This is a genomic window from Ahrensia sp. R2A130, assembly GCF_000179775.1.
Classification (GTDB): Bacteria; Pseudomonadota; Alphaproteobacteria; order Rhizobiales; family Rhizobiaceae; genus Pseudahrensia.
Genome location: NZ_AEEB01000059.1, coordinates 14,805 through 32,515, shown reverse-complemented (window position 1 = coordinate 32,515; position 17,711 = coordinate 14,805). Strand labels below are relative to the sequence as shown.

The 17,711-nt window shown below is 56.8% G+C and carries 13 protein-coding genes; 6 read left to right on the top strand and 7 right to left on the bottom strand.

Going from position 1 to position 17,711, the window contains the following annotated elements:
* Together R2A130_RS17255 and R2A130_RS17245 are read right to left on the bottom strand one after the other, a co-directional pair.
* Window positions 1-393: AAA family ATPase (locus R2A130_RS17255; protein WP_156798596.1), on the bottom strand; the 393-nt coding region annotated here is incomplete at its 3' end.
* Window positions 394-947: 554 nt separating this feature from the next.
* Entirely contained in the window at window positions 948-1,463 is a 516-nt protein-coding gene (locus tag R2A130_RS17245; protein WP_009465493.1) for an RES family NAD+ phosphorylase, read from the bottom strand.
* Between the two features lie 251 nt (window positions 1,464-1,714).
* Between R2A130_RS17245 and R2A130_RS17240 the strand changes: the two genes are divergently transcribed.
* Window positions 1,715-2,203 (top strand): GNAT family N-acetyltransferase, encoded by a 489-nt coding sequence (locus tag R2A130_RS17240; protein ID WP_040306538.1) that lies wholly within the window; start codon window positions 1,715-1,717, stop codon window positions 2,201-2,203.
* A gap of 156 nt (window positions 2,204-2,359) precedes the next feature.
* Here the strand turns inward: R2A130_RS17240 and R2A130_RS17235 are convergent, their stop codons facing one another.
* From R2A130_RS17235 to R2A130_RS17225, 3 genes are all read right to left on the bottom strand, one after another.
* The gene (locus tag R2A130_RS17235) at window positions 2,360-2,707 is read right to left on the bottom strand and encodes an MbcA/ParS/Xre antitoxin family protein (RefSeq protein ID WP_009465491.1); all 348 of its coding nucleotides are present in this window, start codon (window positions 2,705-2,707) and stop codon (window positions 2,360-2,362) included.
* A gap of 300 nt (window positions 2,708-3,007) precedes the next feature.
* Window positions 3,008-3,346, bottom strand: coding sequence for a hypothetical protein (locus tag R2A130_RS17230; RefSeq protein ID WP_009465490.1), 339 nt, complete (start codon window positions 3,344-3,346; stop codon window positions 3,008-3,010).
* Complete coding sequence (locus tag R2A130_RS17225) at window positions 3,343-3,639, bottom strand: DUF1330 domain-containing protein (protein ID WP_009465489.1); 297 nt, start codon at window positions 3,637-3,639, stop codon at window positions 3,343-3,345. The genes R2A130_RS17230 and R2A130_RS17225 overlap by 4 nt, the downstream gene beginning before the upstream one ends.
* Before the next feature lie 103 nt (window positions 3,640-3,742).
* Here R2A130_RS17225 and R2A130_RS17220 point away from each other — a divergent pair, with 103 nt between their 5' ends.
* The 3 genes from R2A130_RS17220 (at window position 3,743) to R2A130_RS17910 (ending at window position 10,258) form a co-directional block, all read left to right on the top strand.
* Complete coding sequence (locus tag R2A130_RS17220) at window positions 3,743-4,651, top strand: LysR family transcriptional regulator (protein WP_009465488.1); 909 nt, start codon at window positions 3,743-3,745, stop codon at window positions 4,649-4,651.
* Window positions 4,652-5,068: 417 nt separating this feature from the next.
* Window positions 5,069-8,353: a calcium-binding protein gene (locus tag R2A130_RS17215; RefSeq protein ID WP_009465487.1), complete on the top strand. Its 3,285-nt coding sequence runs from the start codon at window positions 5,069-5,071 to the stop codon at window positions 8,351-8,353.
* A 120-nt stretch (window positions 8,354-8,473) separates the two neighbouring features.
* Window positions 8,474-10,258, top strand: coding sequence for a M10 family metallopeptidase C-terminal domain-containing protein (locus tag R2A130_RS17910; RefSeq protein ID WP_009465486.1), 1,785 nt, complete (start codon window positions 8,474-8,476; stop codon window positions 10,256-10,258).
* Window positions 10,259-10,299: 41 nt separating this feature from the next.
* Here the strand turns inward: R2A130_RS17910 and R2A130_RS17905 are convergent, their stop codons facing one another.
* Window positions 10,300-11,052 (bottom strand): LytTR family DNA-binding domain-containing protein, encoded by a 753-nt coding sequence (locus R2A130_RS17905; RefSeq protein ID WP_198008841.1) that lies wholly within the window; start codon window positions 11,050-11,052, stop codon window positions 10,300-10,302.
* 204 nt (window positions 11,053-11,256) lie between these two features.
* Here R2A130_RS17905 and R2A130_RS17200 point away from each other — a divergent pair, with 204 nt between their 5' ends.
* Both R2A130_RS17200 and R2A130_RS17900 read left to right on the top strand, forming a co-directional pair.
* A complete protein-coding gene (locus R2A130_RS17200; protein ID WP_009465484.1) occupies window positions 11,257-13,464 on the top strand; it encodes a calcium-binding protein in 2,208 nt (735 codons plus the stop codon).
* Window positions 13,465-13,741: 277 nt separating this feature from the next.
* Entirely contained in the window at window positions 13,742-15,973 is a 2,232-nt protein-coding gene (locus tag R2A130_RS17900; RefSeq protein ID WP_156798593.1) for a calcium-binding protein, read from the top strand.
* A 20-nt stretch (window positions 15,974-15,993) separates the two neighbouring features.
* Here R2A130_RS17900 and R2A130_RS17190 read toward each other — a convergent pair whose 3' ends face one another.
* Window positions 15,994-17,169 carry a DUF2235 domain-containing protein gene (locus R2A130_RS17190; protein WP_009465482.1) on the bottom strand — a complete coding sequence of 392 codons (1,176 nt, stop codon included), beginning with the start codon at window positions 17,167-17,169 and terminating at the stop codon, window positions 15,994-15,996.
* Between the last annotated feature and the right edge of the window lie 542 nt (window positions 17,170-17,711).

The window sequence follows — 17,711 nt, the reverse complement described above, 5'->3', positions numbered from 1 at the left end:
GGAGGCCTGCGGATCAAGATCGACCGCCAGAACCCGATAGCCCTGCAATGCGAGATGCTGCGCCAGATGGGTCGTGGTCGTGGTCTTGCCCGACCCGCCCTTAAAATTGGTCAGCGCGATGACCTGACAGTGTTCAGTCGCGGGATCGCGATGCGGCACATATGATTTCTGACGGCTGCCCGAACGGGTATCCAAGAATGCGCGCAGGGCGTTGATCTGCTCCAGCGTATAGGTGCGCCGCCCCCCTGCCCCGACCTGTGGCATCGGCCCCTCACCGGCAATCGACAATTGCCGCAAATAGCCGTTGGACACGCCGATCAGCTTTGCCGCTTCACCGGAGGAAAAGGCACGCAATTGTTTGGTCGATGTCGGCGGAAACAGACGGTCACGCATGGCCGACAATTGCGCCGACAGCGTTTCTGCATCCTTGGAAATCTGCTGGTCTGCAGAGAGTGGCACGGCGACGACCTTCCATTTCGCCTTCGACGCGATAAGGTCGAAAGCGGAGAATCGGGAGCGCCAGTTACGCCAAACACCTCAAGCTGCGCGCTGATTGCGTAACTGGAGACACGTTGGCGACGATTCGGTCAAGCCATTTATAGTTAACGGCCGTTAACGTTTTCAAACATCCAACGAGCCCATGTGCTTTGACAGCTGTCAAATCAGCACGCTCGCGAGCGGCGTTTGAAAAACAAGAACCGGGTAAAGACCAGACAATTTGAGCCACTCGTCGGCGCAGCCGACCGGAGCGAAAAGCGACTTTTGCTCTGCCTTCGGGCTTGCCTCTCGTCCAGCCCGCTCTTGCGGGCAGAACGAGTGCGAAGAGCGACCGGCGCGCGGCAAGCGAAGCGGCGTATGAACAATGTGCTGCCCCGCGCAGCGGAGCAGAGCAACAAACAAGAAGCGACCGAAAAAGCCGGTCCGCGTGAACACGAAATTGACAGCTGTCAAAAGCGGGTTAGGCGATCCTCGTCATCCACCACCTTCAGAACGGTTTCATTCCATTTCCAAACAACCAGATTGGGCGCGCCACCTGCGCCGGGGGCGTAGCTGGGAATACGCATGGCGTCGAAGCCTTCGTCGATGAGACGGGTGGCCAGTGCTTGCGTGGGTGCAGGCGGATTACGGAGCATTTTCTCACGCCATGCGGGGTCGGCAAGGGTGGCTGCATCAGCGTTCAGAGCGGCCAGAGACGCAGGGTCAGTGGCGTCGAACACGTGGACAATGTTGGCGCGGTAGGCGACCAACACCGTGGGCTGCAGCGTACCCACCTGATTGGCTTCACGAATGGCTGTGTCCGGTGCCAGCGACGTGTAAAGCGCGGGCGTAGCCATCGCGTTAAAACGCCCGCCGAACTTTGCAGCACCTTCGCCCGACAATGGTTCACGGGCGTAGCGCGGGTTGAGCGCACGATACAGCAGGCCGCGATAGGCGGAGGCGGGCAGGGCGGAGCGGTCGGTCATGCCACCAGTCTCACGCGGTAACGAGGAACAACCTCGAGACCAGCACCCACCGGAGCGGAAAGCGACTGTTGCTGTGCTCTCAAGCGTGCCCCATGTCCGGCCCGCTCCTGCGAACAGGGCCGGAGCGAAAAGCGACCGGCGCTAATGCGCAGCCCCTGTGGAGCGCGGGCGCAGCCAGCTGCGTGAACACGAAATTGACAGCTGTCAAAAGTGGCTCTCGTCTTGAAGGCTTGGGCGTGACAGGTTGCGGCATGACCAATTCCACCACCCAGCCGCCGCTCACCATACGCACCGCGCGCCCGGCGGATGCCGAGACGATGACGCGTGTCACGATGCTGTCCAAACAAGCCAACGGCTATGACGACGCCTTCATGGCCATGTGCGCCGACGAGCTGCGGGTCACGCCTGAACGGTTGGAACACGGGCGCTATTGGGTGGCCGGGCGCGGCGAAATTCTGGGCTGCGCCAGCCTTTGGAAAGCGGACGAAAATATCGGCGAGGTCCACGCCTTCTTCATCCATCCCGACGCGCAAGGGCAGGGGGTGGGCAGGGCGCTGTGGCAAGTTCTGCTGGCGGCGGCGAAGGCCGATGGCATCACCAGCCTGCGTCTCGACTCCGATCCGGAAGCCGAAGGTTTTTACAAGCGGCTCGGTTTCAAAACCACGGGCCGCAGCCCGTCCGGCTCCATACCCGGACGCACGATCCCGCTGATGGAACTTCATCTCGACAGCCGGGATTGACGCGACTTCACACCCACGGCGGGCCGCCCGTCCGGCCCGCACTTGCGTGCCGGACCGGAGCGAAAAGCGACCGGCGCTAATGCGCCGCCCTCGCGGAGCGGTCGGCAAAGCCGACCTACGTGAGCTCAAATAAAGCCAGCTCAAAGCCATCATTCTTCACGCGAACACACCCGCATCCACTGCATCAATGTAATCCAGCACATCGGCCTGCCGGTCTTCACGGATAAGGTCCATGGCGGTTGCACCGTCGAAACCGGCCAGCGGCTGGGAACGCAGCCAGGCGTAAGCGAGGAGGGGGGAGCCGAAACGCGGCTCGACCTTGTTCAGCACCTCCACCATTTCACGCAGACGCCGCTGGGTGCGCGGGCTTTTCACGCGATCAGCACGGGACACAGCATCGCGCCCCAGACCGGCGGTGCGGGCAACCTCTTCCAACGTCGTGCGCAAAAGATCGGCGATACGACGGGGAACGAACAGTCCGTTTTCAGCGGTGAGGGCGAGCATGGTGGCCTCGGTTTTGGTGAAATGGCGGAATAGGTACGCCACATTGATAGACGTAATATAGCGTCATTTTTCGTGGTTACAAGTTTGGAAAGAGCGTGTAATTTCGGAAAATATGGCCATAGTTTCCCAAATATCGGCATATTTTCGGAAATTTGGTGCGCGTTTTGGAATTGTAACGGTCGGTCAAAGCCGTTGTAAATGAGACTGCTTTTTTGGAACTAAAGGGCCGCTAAGCGGACAAAACTGCCGTCGACCAAGGGAAGGTGAACGGCAGCTTTTGTCCAGCATCCAGACAACTGATCATGCTACTTCCAAGCTATGCTGCCCCTTGTTTTGGAACACCTCTCTTGCGTGGTTGGCATGCGTGATCAAGGCTCTGTCGCGCAGGTTCAAAACATTTGAAAGACCCAAGCCATCGGCTTCAATCCAAGTGAGCAGGATGATTTCAGGGCTCAACACATCAAAGACATATGTCTCCTCGTCAGATTGACCGACATTGTTACCAGCCTCCCGCGTCCAGCGCAGGCGCTTTTCCGATATAACATCGATACGGTAGGTCTCATCTGCATATATCAACTGGAAATTTCTCCCGATAATGCTCTTGTGCGTCACCTTTGATGTCATGCCGCCGCCACTCATTCCGTATTGCCTTCGATGATGACCGCGCTGAAACGACCTGCGGATTCCCGCAATGCTTTCAGGGGCGCATATTCTTCTGAATCGTACCAGATGCGTGCCGCGTCCAACGACGGGAATTTGATGATGACAGGATATGTAGGGGCCCAGTCCCCTTCTTTCACATCGACCTCGCCTGCTTTGGTCACGTATTTCCCGCCAAAAGCATTGGTGATGGGCTCTACGGTCGTGGCATAGGTCTGCATTTTTTCCATGTCGGTGATTTCGAGATTTTGAAATAGGCAATAGGCTGTCACTTTGTCCTCGCAGTTGTTCAGTGATCCTTTCCCACCACGCTATTGTTTTCTAATTATTCGCCATAGATACTAATTCTAGAAAGTCATTTTCTCGGAATTAGAAATGAATCGCTTAGCAGAAATTGAGACCTTCATCGCAGTTGTGGCCGCCGGGTCACAACTAGCCGCAGCCCGGCACTTGAACATCGCAGTGTCTGCAATCAATCGCCGAATCCATGATCTTGAGGAGCGGCTGGGTGTAGAACTGACCTACCGCACACAGCAGGGAACAACGCTGACGCATTACGGGCAAACCTACTATGACAGATGTTTAAGGGTCGTCGCCGACCTGAATGAAGCTGACGCGATGATTGCCGGTGAGATGCAGCAGTCATCGGGCCTGATCCGCATTGCTGTCCCACATGCCTTGGGTGCGGAGCAAATTGCGCCGATTATGAACAAATTTGCCGTGGCCAACCCCGAAGTTCACTTTGAGATTAATGTCAGTGATCGCCAAATTGATCTGGTGGACGAACAATATGACTTGGCAATCCGTATCGATGGAACAGAGAAACCCGAGTTGGAAGAAGAGGTCTTATACAAGGTGCGCTATCGTCTCTGCGCCAGCCCTACATTTTGGCAGACACATGGCCTGCCCAAGTCACCAGATGATCTGATCGGACTTCCCGCGTTGGCCTATCAAACTGGAAAGGGCACGAAACTTTGGTCGTTCCGAAACAGTGGCGGGAAATTATTCAAGGTCCCGCTCACGACAAGATACGTGGCCAACAACGGCGGTTACATCATCGAGGCGGCAAAAGCAGGACTTGGTATGGCGCTCGAACCAGAGTTTGTCTGCGGCGAAGCTTTAGACACCGGAGCATTGGTTCCAGCTTTGGACAACTATCAAAGCTATACGCGCTTCGCAAAAATCGTGCGCGCCAACAACCGGCCACCATCACTGCGCGTTCAAAGGTTCGTGGAGGTTCTAAGAGCGGATTTGTCGCAGAAATTCAACGATACGCCAACATGACGTGTGCGGATGAAAAGGAAAGCTGCCTTTCGCCGCTTAGCAGAAAACTGGCACCCTGCGCTCAGAGCGCCATTTTGCCCACGACATAACCAACAACTTGCTCCCGCCCCCTAAACCCCGCACCACCTCCATCATCGTCGTGACACGGTCCAAACAGGTCGCGCTGACGGATAGGGTGTTGCCGGTTTGCAGGCGCAGGGCGCGGTCACGTCCGGCGTGGATTGGGTTATTTTCGCTTGGTGTTGCGACCAGTGGGAGCGGTAGCACGCGATTACCGGAAGCTTGGCACCCGTCATGCCAAAAATTCCAAATGCATTAGTCACTGTGATTTTTCTCACAATCGGATCGCTCGCCACACTCTAGGGTGAGGCGGATGCGCAATCATGCGCGCAGCAAGTTCCGTTCGAAAGATTCTTCATGACCCGACTGTCGCAGTTTTACACCCAGTCCATCTCTATCGATCTGCCGGACCTGCTGCCCGGCGAGCAATACATCAACACCCAACCAAGCACGGTCCGCCTTTCAGATGGCACAACGGTCATTTTCATCGACATAATCGATACAAGCGATGCCGAAACTGCCGTTACCAAAGACACCTTCGCAATGCGGCTCGACGCGCTGGGCCAACCGGAAACCACCTGGCGCAAAATATTGGACGGTCAAAGCACCTTCCAGTCAAAGTATGAAGCAGACGACGAAGGCGGTTTTTCGGTACTTTCGCAAGCGGGTACAGGCAACGGTGGTTTCGTCAACCAGATCGCCAAATTCTCGTCCTCGCTGCAGCAAATCGGTGGCGATGTCATCGACATCAACGGCAGTAATGGCGGCTACGATCCTGCGTCTTTCATCGAGATCGGAGGGAACTTCTATCTGCTTGAGGACGATAGTTTCGGGTCTGTATCACCGGTACCACTCACCACGGATACGACGCTCGACGAATTCGAGACGCTGAACATCATCCAATACAATCCCGACGATGGTTCATTCATAAAAACGCAGGTCATCAACGGTATTCAATCAGGCCTCGCGTTTGAGAGGGACGAAAATGACGAGATCCAATCCGCCGTACAGGTAGCCGGCATCACCAGCGCCCGCATCTTTGAAAACGAGGTAACCGGCACGGGATACATCATCACCTCCATCGAGGAACCGGTTCTGGGACAAGGGATCGTGCCCGGTACAACAGATGTGGTGGGCACCGAAATGCGCCACGAGCTGCGCGTCTTCAACGGCGACACTGGTTTCCGTCTGGAAACGCCACAGGATTTCGACCCTGTCGGCATCGACATGGTCATATTCGATATCATCAGCCTGCCGGAAGGCGGCTTCGCAATGATGTTCGGCGACCATGATGGAAACGGCACATTTGCCGTGCGGCTGGATGCAGCTTTCACGCAGGTCTCGCCCATCGCTACTATAAGTCTGCAGGGCCAAAGCAACTTTTCCGGGCTTTACCTCACCGACCACGGCAAGCTCATCGCCAGTGTGAACAGTCTGGAAACCGTGCTTGATCCGGAAACCATGGCCGTCGATCTCGGCCATGTCGGCAACTACGTCGCGCCGTTTGATTTCGCAGACACCTCAAGGCCCGGGCAGTTCTTTTCAGCCCAAAGCAACGAGATGAACGTCGTGCATATCGGCGACGGACGCTTCGGCAAATTCGAGGTGGAAGACGGTGGCGGCCGTTTGGAACTAACCATCCGGGACACCCGCGCCGGCCTGACAGAGTTCACCTCCCAAGCGCAACAAACGGGCGGAGCAGATGACGTTGTGGGCACGGTGTTCGACGACACGATGTTCGACGGCAATGGCGCAGACGTCTTCATGGGTTGGAACGGTGATGACACTTTCCTTGGCCAGTTCCGCGACACCGATGCCTATTACGGACAGGACGATCGCGGCACCGTGGACAATGGACGGGACACCCTGTCCTATGCCGGTAGCGGAGCGCCGTTTGGTCTCAGCGGAGCGCCGGTCTTCGATCTTGATCTGGACGAGGTGCGTTTCTTGCGAACCATTCAGATTGGTCAGTTCACCAGCACAATAACGGTCACATCCACCTTCGACGGGATCGAAGAATTTATCGGCAGCGCGCTCGATGAAGAGTTCCAGTTCCGCGATCTGCCGTTTATTCCCGTGGATCTGGACGGCGGTGGCGGCATCAACACGCTGGTCCACAAAAGCGCGCCGGACAGCATCGAGGTGAACTTTCTCGCAGGTAACATCACCTACGAGTTCATCGCAGCCAGCAACAATTACAGGTTCGAAAACTTCAGCAATTTCACCGGGGGCAGCGGACGCGAAGTGGTGATTGGCGACAATAGTGCCAACGTGATTTCGACCGGCGGCGGCAATGATGAGATTGACGGTAACGGCGGCAACGACATGATCAATGGCGGCACCGGCGAAGACGTGATGCGCGGCGGGCAGGGCGATGATGGCTATACGGTCGATAATATCAGCGACAGCGTCATCGAAGAAGCGGGCGAAGGGTACGACACCGTCACCTCGTTCATATCGCTCACGATCCCCGTCAATGTGGAAAGCCTCGTTCTGGCAGGCACAGCCAACATCAACGCGATGGGCAGCGCAGGCTCGGAACAGCTGACCGGCAACAGCGGCAACAACACGCTGGAGGGCGGCGAGGGCAACGACACAATGACCGGCGGTAACGGCATGGACCTGATCAATGGCGGCGGCGGTTTCGACACCGTGGACTACAGTCAGGAAACCGGAACCCAGGGTGTGAACATTGACCTTCGCACCAACAGCGGGACGGACACGTTTGGTAGCACCGACACGTTGGACTCAATCGAGCGCGTTATCGGGTCCAGCAATAATGACATAATTTTTGGAAGCGCTGCAGGCGGGCAAGTGTTGATGGGCATGGCCGGTGAAGACCAGCTCATCGGCATGGGCGGCGGCGACGAATTGCACGGTGGCGCAGACAATGACTACTACGTTATTGAAAACGCCGCAGACACCGTGATCGAACTTGTCGGCGAAGGCGACGACATCCTCGACACGTTTATCTCTTACAACGTGCCTGTGAACGTCGAGGTGCTGCGGATGCAGGGCACCGCTGATCTGGAAAGCAACGGCTCCGCAAGCCGCGACATCATTCAGGGCAATTCCGGCAACAACTATATCAACGGGGCAGGTGGCATCGACCTTATGATCGGTGGCGACGGCAACGATGTTTATTCAATCGACAACTCGCAGGACACTGTGATCGAAGCTGTCGGCGGTGGCGACGATGTGATCTACACGTCGGTCGATTACGTTCTGCTGGGCGATCAGGAAATTGAAACAGCAATCCTGACCGAGAATGCGGTGATCCTGCGCGGCGATGATTCCAACAACCAGCTTATCGGCAATGATTTCGTCAACGTGCTGGAAGGCAAGGGTGGCACAGACTATCTGCTGGGCCTCGGCGGCGACGACATCTTCCAGGTGTCGAAAGAAGCCAACGCGACCGATCTCGATGTCTTCGGCGACTTCGAGGGGGCAGGGGTGATTGGCGGTGACCGCATCGCCCTGTCAGCTGCCGAATGGGGCATGGACGGGATCGTCTATCAGGTGTCGCAAACCAGCTTCATCGTGGCGACAGCCCAGAACACCAACCAGCAACAGTTCCAGATCGCTAACCTGACCGCAGCTCAAACCGATCTCATTGCAGGAGATGACTATTACTTCGGATAATCTAGCCGACTGCAACACGAATTGAAGACGCTGCGTCTTGTTCGAGTGAGGCCAACGCCGGTAACTCGCCCCTAATGATTCGATGTTATTCATCGTGATGGATTTTGCGGGAGCTGTACGATGCCGAACTTCACAAACAACGCCTACCAAGACGCCCTGATAGAAGGCTACCGGCTGGGCAACACGACCATCGAATATTATCTGGCGGACACAGCTGCAGGTAACTTCACCCAGATCGAGAGAACGGCATTTGCGCAGGCAACCGCGCTCTGGAACGAAGTGGCTAATATCAATTTCGCAGAGACCGCAGTGCAGGCAGACGCTGAATTTATCGAAAGCCTTTACGTCAGCGGTGCAGACGGCACGTCGGGAAACCTTGGCGTGCATCAGAATTTTATCGGCAGCAACACGACCGTCGTGGACACCATCACCATTGATGGAACTTTCGCGACCGCATTATCAGGCTCGTATAACCGCAGCGGTTTTGGCTGGGACGAGACCAACGCAAACGGCGGTCTGCAGCGCGGTGGCATTGGGTTTGCCACCATCGTGCACGAACTTGGCCACGGTTTGGGTCTCGACCACACCCACATAACGGGCTCCAACGACCCGCATTTTTTCCCCGGCGCACCGGGCGAATACGATGCAGGCAATAATGGCCTGAACAGTGAACTCTATTCGATCATGTCCTATCGCTCGGGTCCCGAAATTCGTCCCAATTTTATCGGTGAAACCCAGAATTACGGCACCGTTGGCGGCCCCATGGCCTTCGATATTGCGACGGTTCAGTTCCTCTACGGCGCGAACATGACGACCCGTACGGGCGATGATGTTTACACGATGCCGTCGGCCAATGCTCCCGGCACATATTGGAGCGCCATATGGGACGCGGGGGGAACCGATACGATTTCCCACGCTGGCGGTACTGCGGCGGTCACCATTGATTTGCGCGCAGCCACATTACAGGACGAAGTTGGCGGCGGTGGTTTCATCAGCCGCGTCGGCACGATCTACGGCGGCTATACGATTGCAAACGGTGTGGTGATCGAAAACGCCACCGGCGGGCAGGCGGCTGATACGCTCGTGGGCAACGCTGCAGCAAACGCTCTCGACGGCGGTGCCGGCGCAGACACCATGACCGGCGGGGCGGGTGATGATTACTATGTGGTTGAGAATGTAGGCGACACCGTTACCGAGCTTGCCGGTGAGGGCAGCGATATCATCGACACGTTCGTGTCTTACGACGTGCCCGTGAATGTCGAAGTTCTGCGGATGCAGGGTACGGCTGATCTTGGCACAAACGGTTCGGTGAACCGCGACATCATCCAGGGCAATTCCGGCAACAACTACATCAACGGGGCAGGTGGTCTCGACCTGATGGTCGGAGGCAGTGGCAACGACACTTACACGATTGATGACTCACAGGATGCTGTCATTGAAGCCGCTGGTGGTGGCGACGATGTGATCTACACATCTGTTGATTACGTGCTGCTGGGCGATCAGGAAATCGAAACCGCGATCCTGACCGAGAACGCGGTGATCCTGCGCGGCGACAATTCCGACAACCAGCTGATCGGCAACGACTTCATCAACGTGCTGGAAGGCAAGGGCGGTACAGACTATCTGCTCGGACTTGGCGGAGACGATATCTTCCAGGTCTCGCTGGAGGCCAATGCTACCGATCTCGACGTCTTCGGAGATTTCGAAGGTGCAGGCGTTATCGGCGGCGACCGCATCGCACTCGATGCAGCTATCTGGGGCATGGACGGCATCGTCTATCAGGTGTCGCAAACAAGCTTCATCGTGGCGACGGCACAGAACACAATGCAACAGCAGTTCCAGATCGCCAACATCACCGCTCCGACCACGAACCTGATCGCAGGTGATGACTATTACTTCGGGTAGGTGATCTCTTCATAAAGTCGATTTGTAACGGTTTGAAGGCTTTAGGAACGATCTATCTCAACCATTGTTGCGGCACGGTCGAGATAGGTTGAACTGACGGGCAGACTGTCTCCATTTTCCAGCCGCACGGTATGGCTGCGCCCGGATCGATCCAGACTGTGAACACTTGATGTTGCGACCCAGTGGGAGCGATGGATGCGCTCGCCGGGGTAATTCTTCAGTTCCGTTATGGCCGTAGCGAAGGGCAATTTTATTGTTGCCGTGCCGTCGGCAGTGACAACGCGCAAATAATGGTCTTCGGCGGAAACCGACACGAGATCGAAACCAGCATCGCGGGGCAGCCGGTGGAGAAAGGGAATGCGGTCGGGTTCGACGGTTCGGGTTTCTTTCAGGTTCGCCACCTGCCAGGCGGGCGGCATGAAACGCACGAAGCAAATAGTGGTGCCTATCACCCACGTGGTCAGCCAGATGAACCACCCCTCGCTGCCACTCTCCGGCCGCACGGTGCGCTCCATGATGATGATGACGATGGCGGGTGCGAAGGAGCCGAGAAACGCACCGGCAGCAATGCGGATCGCGCGGTCGCGCAACGAGTGCAGACCACGCCGCAACAGCAGATGGATCGCGATGTGAAAACTCGCACCGGCAGCGGCGACAATAATCAGCCAATAGAAAAAGCGGGGCAGGGCGGCGAAATCGCGACCGGACGCAAAAGCACCCGTGATCGTGAACAGGCCGGTGATAATCAACACCGCCACGCTTTCACGCAATAAGGTCGTTTTTGAAATTCCCATGGCGCCCATCCCCATTCCTGCCCTGTCTGTTCTTACCCGTCTGTTCCCAGTCCTTCGGTAACCGGCGCTGCAATTTCGCGAATTATTCTGCAATTTCACGAATTTGTCGCCTGCTTCATCGCATTAGCGTGAGATTCCGCATTGTTTACAAGCTTCTGACACCGCACTTGTTTTCCACACGGGGGCACGTGGGAGAAAAAGCCAATGGCGAATTTCGACGACTATGACGTCAATCATCCGGACAACGAGTGGTTTCAGGTCATGCGCTGGCAAGTGTCGGGCAACCCGTCGACGGCCAACAGCTTCTCCCTCAAGAACATTGACGGGACTTACACGCTCGGCACCGGTGTGGGGTTCGTCTATGATGCGAACGGTCGCGTGATAGGCGGCACTGTCACCGCACTGACCCATCTGAACAGCGCCCAAACCGAAACGATTTCGGTGATCACCGGCTTGTCGCTGAACGCCGTTTCCTTACGCACAACCATGACGACCTTCGTCACCGACGGGTTCGATCTGGCGAATGTCGTCATGGGCGGAAACGACACATTCACCCTGCTCGGCACCGACACTGACATGACTGACGCCTATGGTCGCCACCAGATATGGCTGGGCGATGGCGACGACACAGTCGACCGGCTGATGGACAATTACCTCATCCACATGGTGGGCGGCGATGATCACATCGACGTTGGCGACAACGCGCTTGCCCTGTCCATCGGCCTGAACAATTGGGTCAGCTACCGCTACAATCTTGATGGCAGCTTGTTCGATCCGACAGGCAATTCCGGTTATGGCAATTACAATCTACGCGTCGCGTTGGACACCAACGGCATCTATGGCGGCAACTGGTGGCAGGCTGCGGGCTTCGCCACAGACGGCAACGAGAACGACATCATCGAGGCCATCGTCAATATCGAAGGATCGATGGGCAATGACTGGCTGACGGGCCTGAACTTCTTCAACCCCAACAGCGCTCCGGGGGTGTTGACCGATGCTCTAGGCAGCACAATCTACGGGTATGAAGGCGATGACCGCATCGAATATGCGCAATTCGGGTTCGGCGGTGATGGCGATGACATCCTCACGCCAATGCTTGGCGGCGTGTACAACGAAGTCTTTGCCTACACCGGCTCCAATTTGATGGGCGAGGCGGGCAATGATCGGTTCCAGATCGGTTTTGCAGGATCGTCAACGACCTACCAGGTGCTGCACACCATAAACGGCGGTGCTGATACCGACAGCGTGGAAGTTGTCTGGAACGGTGCACTCGATTTTATTATTTCTGACGGCGAGTTGGTGCCCATATACGGCGGCGAGATCGAGGTCACCGTGGACCTGCTCAACGGCCAGCCAAGCAACATTGGAAACAACCTGTTTCAGTTCTTCGATGTGGAGAACATCCGTGGCGGCGGAGCCTCCGAGTTTTTCATCGGCACCAATGGCGCCAACGAAATTCTGGGTTTCGGTCGCGACGATTCCATTTTTGGCATGAGCGGCGATGACTGGCTTGAAGGCGGCACGGGCGATGATTTCCTGTGGGGCTTTGACGGCGGCAATTTCAACTATATCGCGGGCAGCGACAACGACACGCTGATCGGCGGTGCGGGCGAAGATGATTTGCGCGGCGACGAGGGCGACGACCTCCTCATCGGTGGCGAAGATGCGGACTCGCTCGATGGCGGGAACGGGAACGACAAGGCCGATTACAGCACCTCGTTCGAAGGAGTGATTGTCGACCTTGCATTGGGCACAGGCATTGATGGAGATGCCGAGGGTGACACCTTGACCAACATCGAAGAACTCGACGGCTCCGCCTACCGCGACTACCTTTTTGGCGACAACGGTAACAACTACATCAATGGCGGTGGTGGCCTGGATGTCATGATCGGTCGCGGCGGTAACGACACTTACACGGTCGACTCTTCACAGGATGCCGTGATCGAAGCTGTGGGTGGGGGCGACGATGTCGTCTATACCTCGATAGACTACGTTCTGATCGGTGATCAGGAAATCGAAACGGCGATCCTGACAGAAAATGCTGTCATCCTTCGCGGCGACAACTCCGACAACCAGCTCTTCGGCAATGACTTCATCAACGTGCTCGAAGGCAAGGGCGGCACCGACTACCTGCTGGGTCTAGGCGGCGACGATATCTTCCAGGTCTCGCTGGAGGCCAATGCAACCGATCTCGACGTCTTCGGCGATTTCGAAGGCGCAGGCGTTGCAGGCGGCGACCGCATCGCACTTGATGCAGCCATCTGGGGCATGGACGGGATCGTCTATCAGGTGTCGCAAACAAGCTTCATCGTGGCGACGGCGCAGAACACAATGCAACAGCAGTTCATCATCGCCAACATCACCGCCCCGATCACCAATCTCATCGCCGGAGACGATTACTACTTCGGATAAAGACCGATTGGCCCGCGCACCGCGCCGCGCCATCGCATCATCGTATCGGTAGATCCAATGCAGCCGGACCACGGCGGTGCAAATTCGCGAACTAATCTGCAGTTTCGCGAATATTACATCTGTGCGTACGCCCCTCCGCTTGACCCTGCCTGACCTTCGCACAGATTACGCTAGGGCAGGAGCTTTAGCCGATGAGTGCGATGGCCGACACATGCTTGCCGCCAGTACCGGAACATTTTCGGCCAATTCGCGCACTGCGAAAACGGGGACATTGAACATGATCACACCAAGCGCGGAATTCGACGCTTTTCAGGCCAACACATTCGACACCGGCAAGCAGATCCTGCCGCAGGTGGCGGGGCTGGTCGGTGGCGGCTTTGTGGTGGCTTGGCAGTCTGAAGATCAGGATGGCGATCAGCGCGGCATCTTTATGCAGCGCTACGGCCCCGATGCGTTGCTGGTGGGGCCGGAGGTTCAGGTCAACACCTATACCGACGGCCCGCAATACGAGATGACGATCACCGGGCTGACCGGCGGCGGCTTCGTGGTCACTTGGTATGCACAGACGCTGGACGGTGGCACGGTGGTCGCACAAATTTACGATGCGGTCGGCGCTACGGTGGGCAGCGAGTTCACGGTCAACACCGAAGTGCTGAGTTCCCAGCGAGTGCCCGCCATCGCGGCCACCGCCGATGGCGGCTTCGTCATCGCGTGGCAATCCTTCGGGCAGGATCCTGACGCGCAGAATGCCTTGTGGGATATTTACGGCCAGCGCTATCAGGCAGACGGCACCGCGCTGGGCGGTGAATTCCAGATCAACACAATCGACAGCTTCCAGCAGGTGGAAGTTGCATTGGCGGCTTTTTCATCCGGCGGATATGTGGCCGTGTGGCAATCCGTTGGCGACCCCAATGGCGGGGAAAGCGACACCAGTTTCGACGTTAAAATGCAGCGCTACGATGCCAGTGGCGTGTCGGTGGGCAGTGAGACCACGGTCAACACCCATTTGCCTGATTATCAAAACGAGGCGGATGTCGCCGTGCTGGCCGATGACGGTTTCGTCGTCACTTGGGTCTCGTTCAGCTTCACCGAGGGTAGCCCCAATCAGGACGGGTCCGGTTACGGCATTTTCGCCCAACGCTACAACGCGGCGGGGCAGCCTGCGGGCGCCGAGTTTCAGGTCAACACCCATTTCAATGGCAGCCAGGTCAACCCCTCCATCGTCGCCCTACCCGACGGTGGCTTCATGATTGCATGGATGACGCTGGGATCACCGGGTGATGACTATTCCGGTTGGGACATACTGGCGCAAAGATTTGCCGCAGACGGCACCATGATCGGTGCGGAATTCGCTCTGCACGAAAGCGACGCCAACAACAGCACCGCAAATGACGACCAGACGGATATCGATCTCTCGGTGCTGGATAACGGTGCTGTTATCGCTACCTATGCCGATGGCACACGCTTCGGCACCGATGTGGAGGTCATGGCCAATGCCTACGGCTACACCAATATCGACCCGACCGAGAGTGCGGATACGATCATCGTCTATGGCTTTGGACAATACGTGCAGGGACTGGGTGGGGGCGACATCATTCACGGAGCAGACGATGCCTATGGCTCGGATTATCTGGCGGGTGGCGACGGAGAGGACGTGCTTTACGGAAACGCCGGTGACGACAGGCTGAGCGGCGGGGCAGACGGCGACACACTGGACGGTGGCGAAGGCGATGACCGTATGAGCGGCGGGGCTGGAAACGATCTCTATATCGTCGACAGTGCCGGAGACATGGTGTCTGAAAGAGCAGGCGAAGGCGACGACATCATCGACACGTTCGTCTCCTACGACGTGCCGGTAAATGTCGAGGTGCTGCGGATGCAGGGTACTGCTGATCTTGGCACCAACGGTTCGGTGAACCGCGATATTATTCAGGGCAATTCCGGCAACAATTACATCAATGGCGGCGGTGGTATCGATGTGATGATCGGGGGCGACGGCAACGACACTTACACGATTGACGACTCACAGGATGCCGTCATCGAAGCCGCCGGTGGTGGTGACGATGTGATCTACACATCCGTCGATTACGTGCTGCTGGGCGATCAGGAAATCGAAACTGCGATCCTGACAGAAAATGCTGTCATTCTGCGCGGCGACAATTCCGACAATCAGCTGATCGGCAACGACTTCATCAACGTGCTCGAAGGCAAGGGCGGTACGGACTACCTGTTGGGTCTTGGCGGCGATGATATCTTCCAGGTGTCGCTGGAGGCCAACGCAACCGATCTCGACGTCTTCGGAGATTTCGAAGGTGCAGGCGTTATCGGCGGCGACCGCATCGCACTTGATGGAGCCATCTGGGGCATGGACGGGATCGTCTATCAGGTGTCGCAAACCAGCTTCATCGTGGCGACGGCGCAGAACACAATGCAACAGCAGTTCCAGATCGCTAACATCACCGCTCCAACCACCAACCTGATCGCCGGGGATGATTATTACTTCGGGTAAACCAAAACTCTGCCCCGGTTCTAGTTTTCCGGCGGCAGGTTTACAGGTGCGTAACCGGTCTTTTCCATGCGCTCCAGAACCGAGGAATGCAGCACCGAACCGGGCTCTATGTAACGGCGTTCCTTTAACGGCCAGTAGATGCCGTGGCCTTCGCGGACCGCCGGATTGTCGTGCCGCTTTTTGGATTTCGGAAACACTTCCAGTATCGGCCACAGCCACACCATGGAATTGTGCAGCTTTGCAGTCGCATCCGGCGCAGTATAATCGCGCGGGCCACCTTCTTCCACGTTGGATGGATTTTCGCCCCGTACAAGGCGCTTCACCATGACCTCACGAAAGACCAGACCGCAGTCTCGGGCTTCGTCCACCATCCATTGCAACGGAAACTTGGCCGCACCGCTGTCACGTTCTGTATAGCCGCCACCGATGTCGGAATGCACACCCGCAAACCATACTTGTTTTGCGATCTGCGGTTCGCCCTGTTCATCATCGATATAGGGCAGATATTTGAAAATCTGGTCCGGCTCCCAACGGGCAACGCGAAACATGCGTCGCCGCTCGTCTATTGCCATCGCATGGCGAAAGTGACGAACGCTTGGATTGTTATCCGTGTTGGGCAACTCCTGAAGCGTCGGGATGCCGCCCCTATCGGGCCGTGGAATGAGGATTGAACTCACCGTGTCCCAACACCCCATGAAGTGGATGGTTGGCCGCATCGTGTCCATCATTTCCTGCAACCGGTAGGCGATACCCTCGTCCTTGTCGGTGCCGGCACGCTTGTAAATTGTCAGCGCGTAGCTGGCGAGGTTTGCCTGATGGGGGTGCAGCAGGCCGCACATATGGATGAGACCGGCCAGCACCCGCACCGTGTAGGCACCACGGCTGAACCCGAGGAGATAAATCTGGTCACCCTTGCGGTAATTTTCGATCAGAAAGCGGTAGGCGTCGAGCACGTTTTCATCGAGGCCGTAGCCGAAGGCCAGTCCGATAACGCCCTTCGTCCGGTTCTTGAACCGCCCCCACGCGCCAGAGTCACTGATGGTGCCGATGCCCACATCATAGTAGCCGATCTGGTTAGGTTCGTCCTTTTTCAGCAGCTTGTAGAATTTCAGGACGTTGGACTGGTTTTCCTTAATCTCGTTTCCAGTGCCGTCACAGCATATAATCAATCGACGCGGTTTTTTTTCTTCGCTCATCTCGCCGCTCCTTGAAATAGCCATTCAGTTTTGCAAGTCTTCGCTCACAATCGACCGACCAGCCGCGACTGTGCTACATTAGCGTAAGCGAAATTACGGTAACGGACAAATCGCAGCAGCACGCTCGATGTTCAACAAGCGGGGAGGGTGCCATGCGCTTTATAGACCGGTCTCGGATGTCCCCGCCCAGTCTGTTGTCTTCCAAGAGGGCTGATGAAGCCCGTGGCGAGGTCGAACGCTTCATTTCAATGACGCAGCAAAAAGGCGGCACACGGCGGGTGCCCGACTGCAGCTGGATGTTGGGAGATTGGAATTTTCGCGAGTCTGTAGAGAGGAGCTTCCACAGCGTTTGCGCTTATTGCGAGTCGTCAGTCACCCAGTCATCAAAAGACATATCAGGGGTCGTATCTCACCACCGACCCCGTTCCCTTGCAGAAGACGAGAACGGCTCCACCGATCTCACAGCTTACTCATGGCTCATGTACGAGTGGGAAAATCTGGTCTGGGCTTGCGACACGTGCGCGCGTTTGAAAGGCAACAAA

Bases quoted from the DNA above. Each gene is read 5' to 3' on its own strand.
- R2A130_RS17245 (WP_009465493.1), bottom strand. From the start codon at position 1,463: ATGACCGACCGCTCCGCCCTGCCCGCCTCCGCCTATCGCGGCCTGCTG.
- R2A130_RS17240 (WP_040306538.1), top strand. From the start codon at position 1,715: ATGACCAATTCCACCACCCAGCCGCCGCTCACCATACGCACCGCGCGC.
- R2A130_RS17235 (WP_009465491.1), bottom strand. From the start codon at position 2,707: ATGCTCGCCCTCACCGCTGAAAACGGACTGTTCGTTCCCCGTCGTATC.
- R2A130_RS17230 (WP_009465490.1), bottom strand. From the start codon at position 3,346: ATGAGTGGCGGCGGCATGACATCAAAGGTGACGCACAAGAGCATTATC.
- R2A130_RS17220 (WP_009465488.1), top strand. From the start codon at position 3,743: ATGAATCGCTTAGCAGAAATTGAGACCTTCATCGCAGTTGTGGCCGCC.
- R2A130_RS17215 (WP_009465487.1), top strand. From the start codon at position 5,069: ATGACCCGACTGTCGCAGTTTTACACCCAGTCCATCTCTATCGATCTG.
- R2A130_RS17910 (WP_009465486.1), top strand. From the start codon at position 8,474: ATGCCGAACTTCACAAACAACGCCTACCAAGACGCCCTGATAGAAGGC.
- R2A130_RS17905 (WP_198008841.1), bottom strand. From the start codon at position 11,052: ATGGGAATTTCAAAAACGACCTTATTGCGTGAAAGCGTGGCGGTGTTG.
- R2A130_RS17200 (WP_009465484.1), top strand. From the start codon at position 11,257: ATGGCGAATTTCGACGACTATGACGTCAATCATCCGGACAACGAGTGG.
- R2A130_RS17900 (WP_156798593.1), top strand. From the start codon at position 13,742: ATGATCACACCAAGCGCGGAATTCGACGCTTTTCAGGCCAACACATTC.
- R2A130_RS17190 (WP_009465482.1), bottom strand. From the start codon at position 17,169: ATGAGCGAAGAAAAAAAACCGCGTCGATTGATTATATGCTGTGACGGC.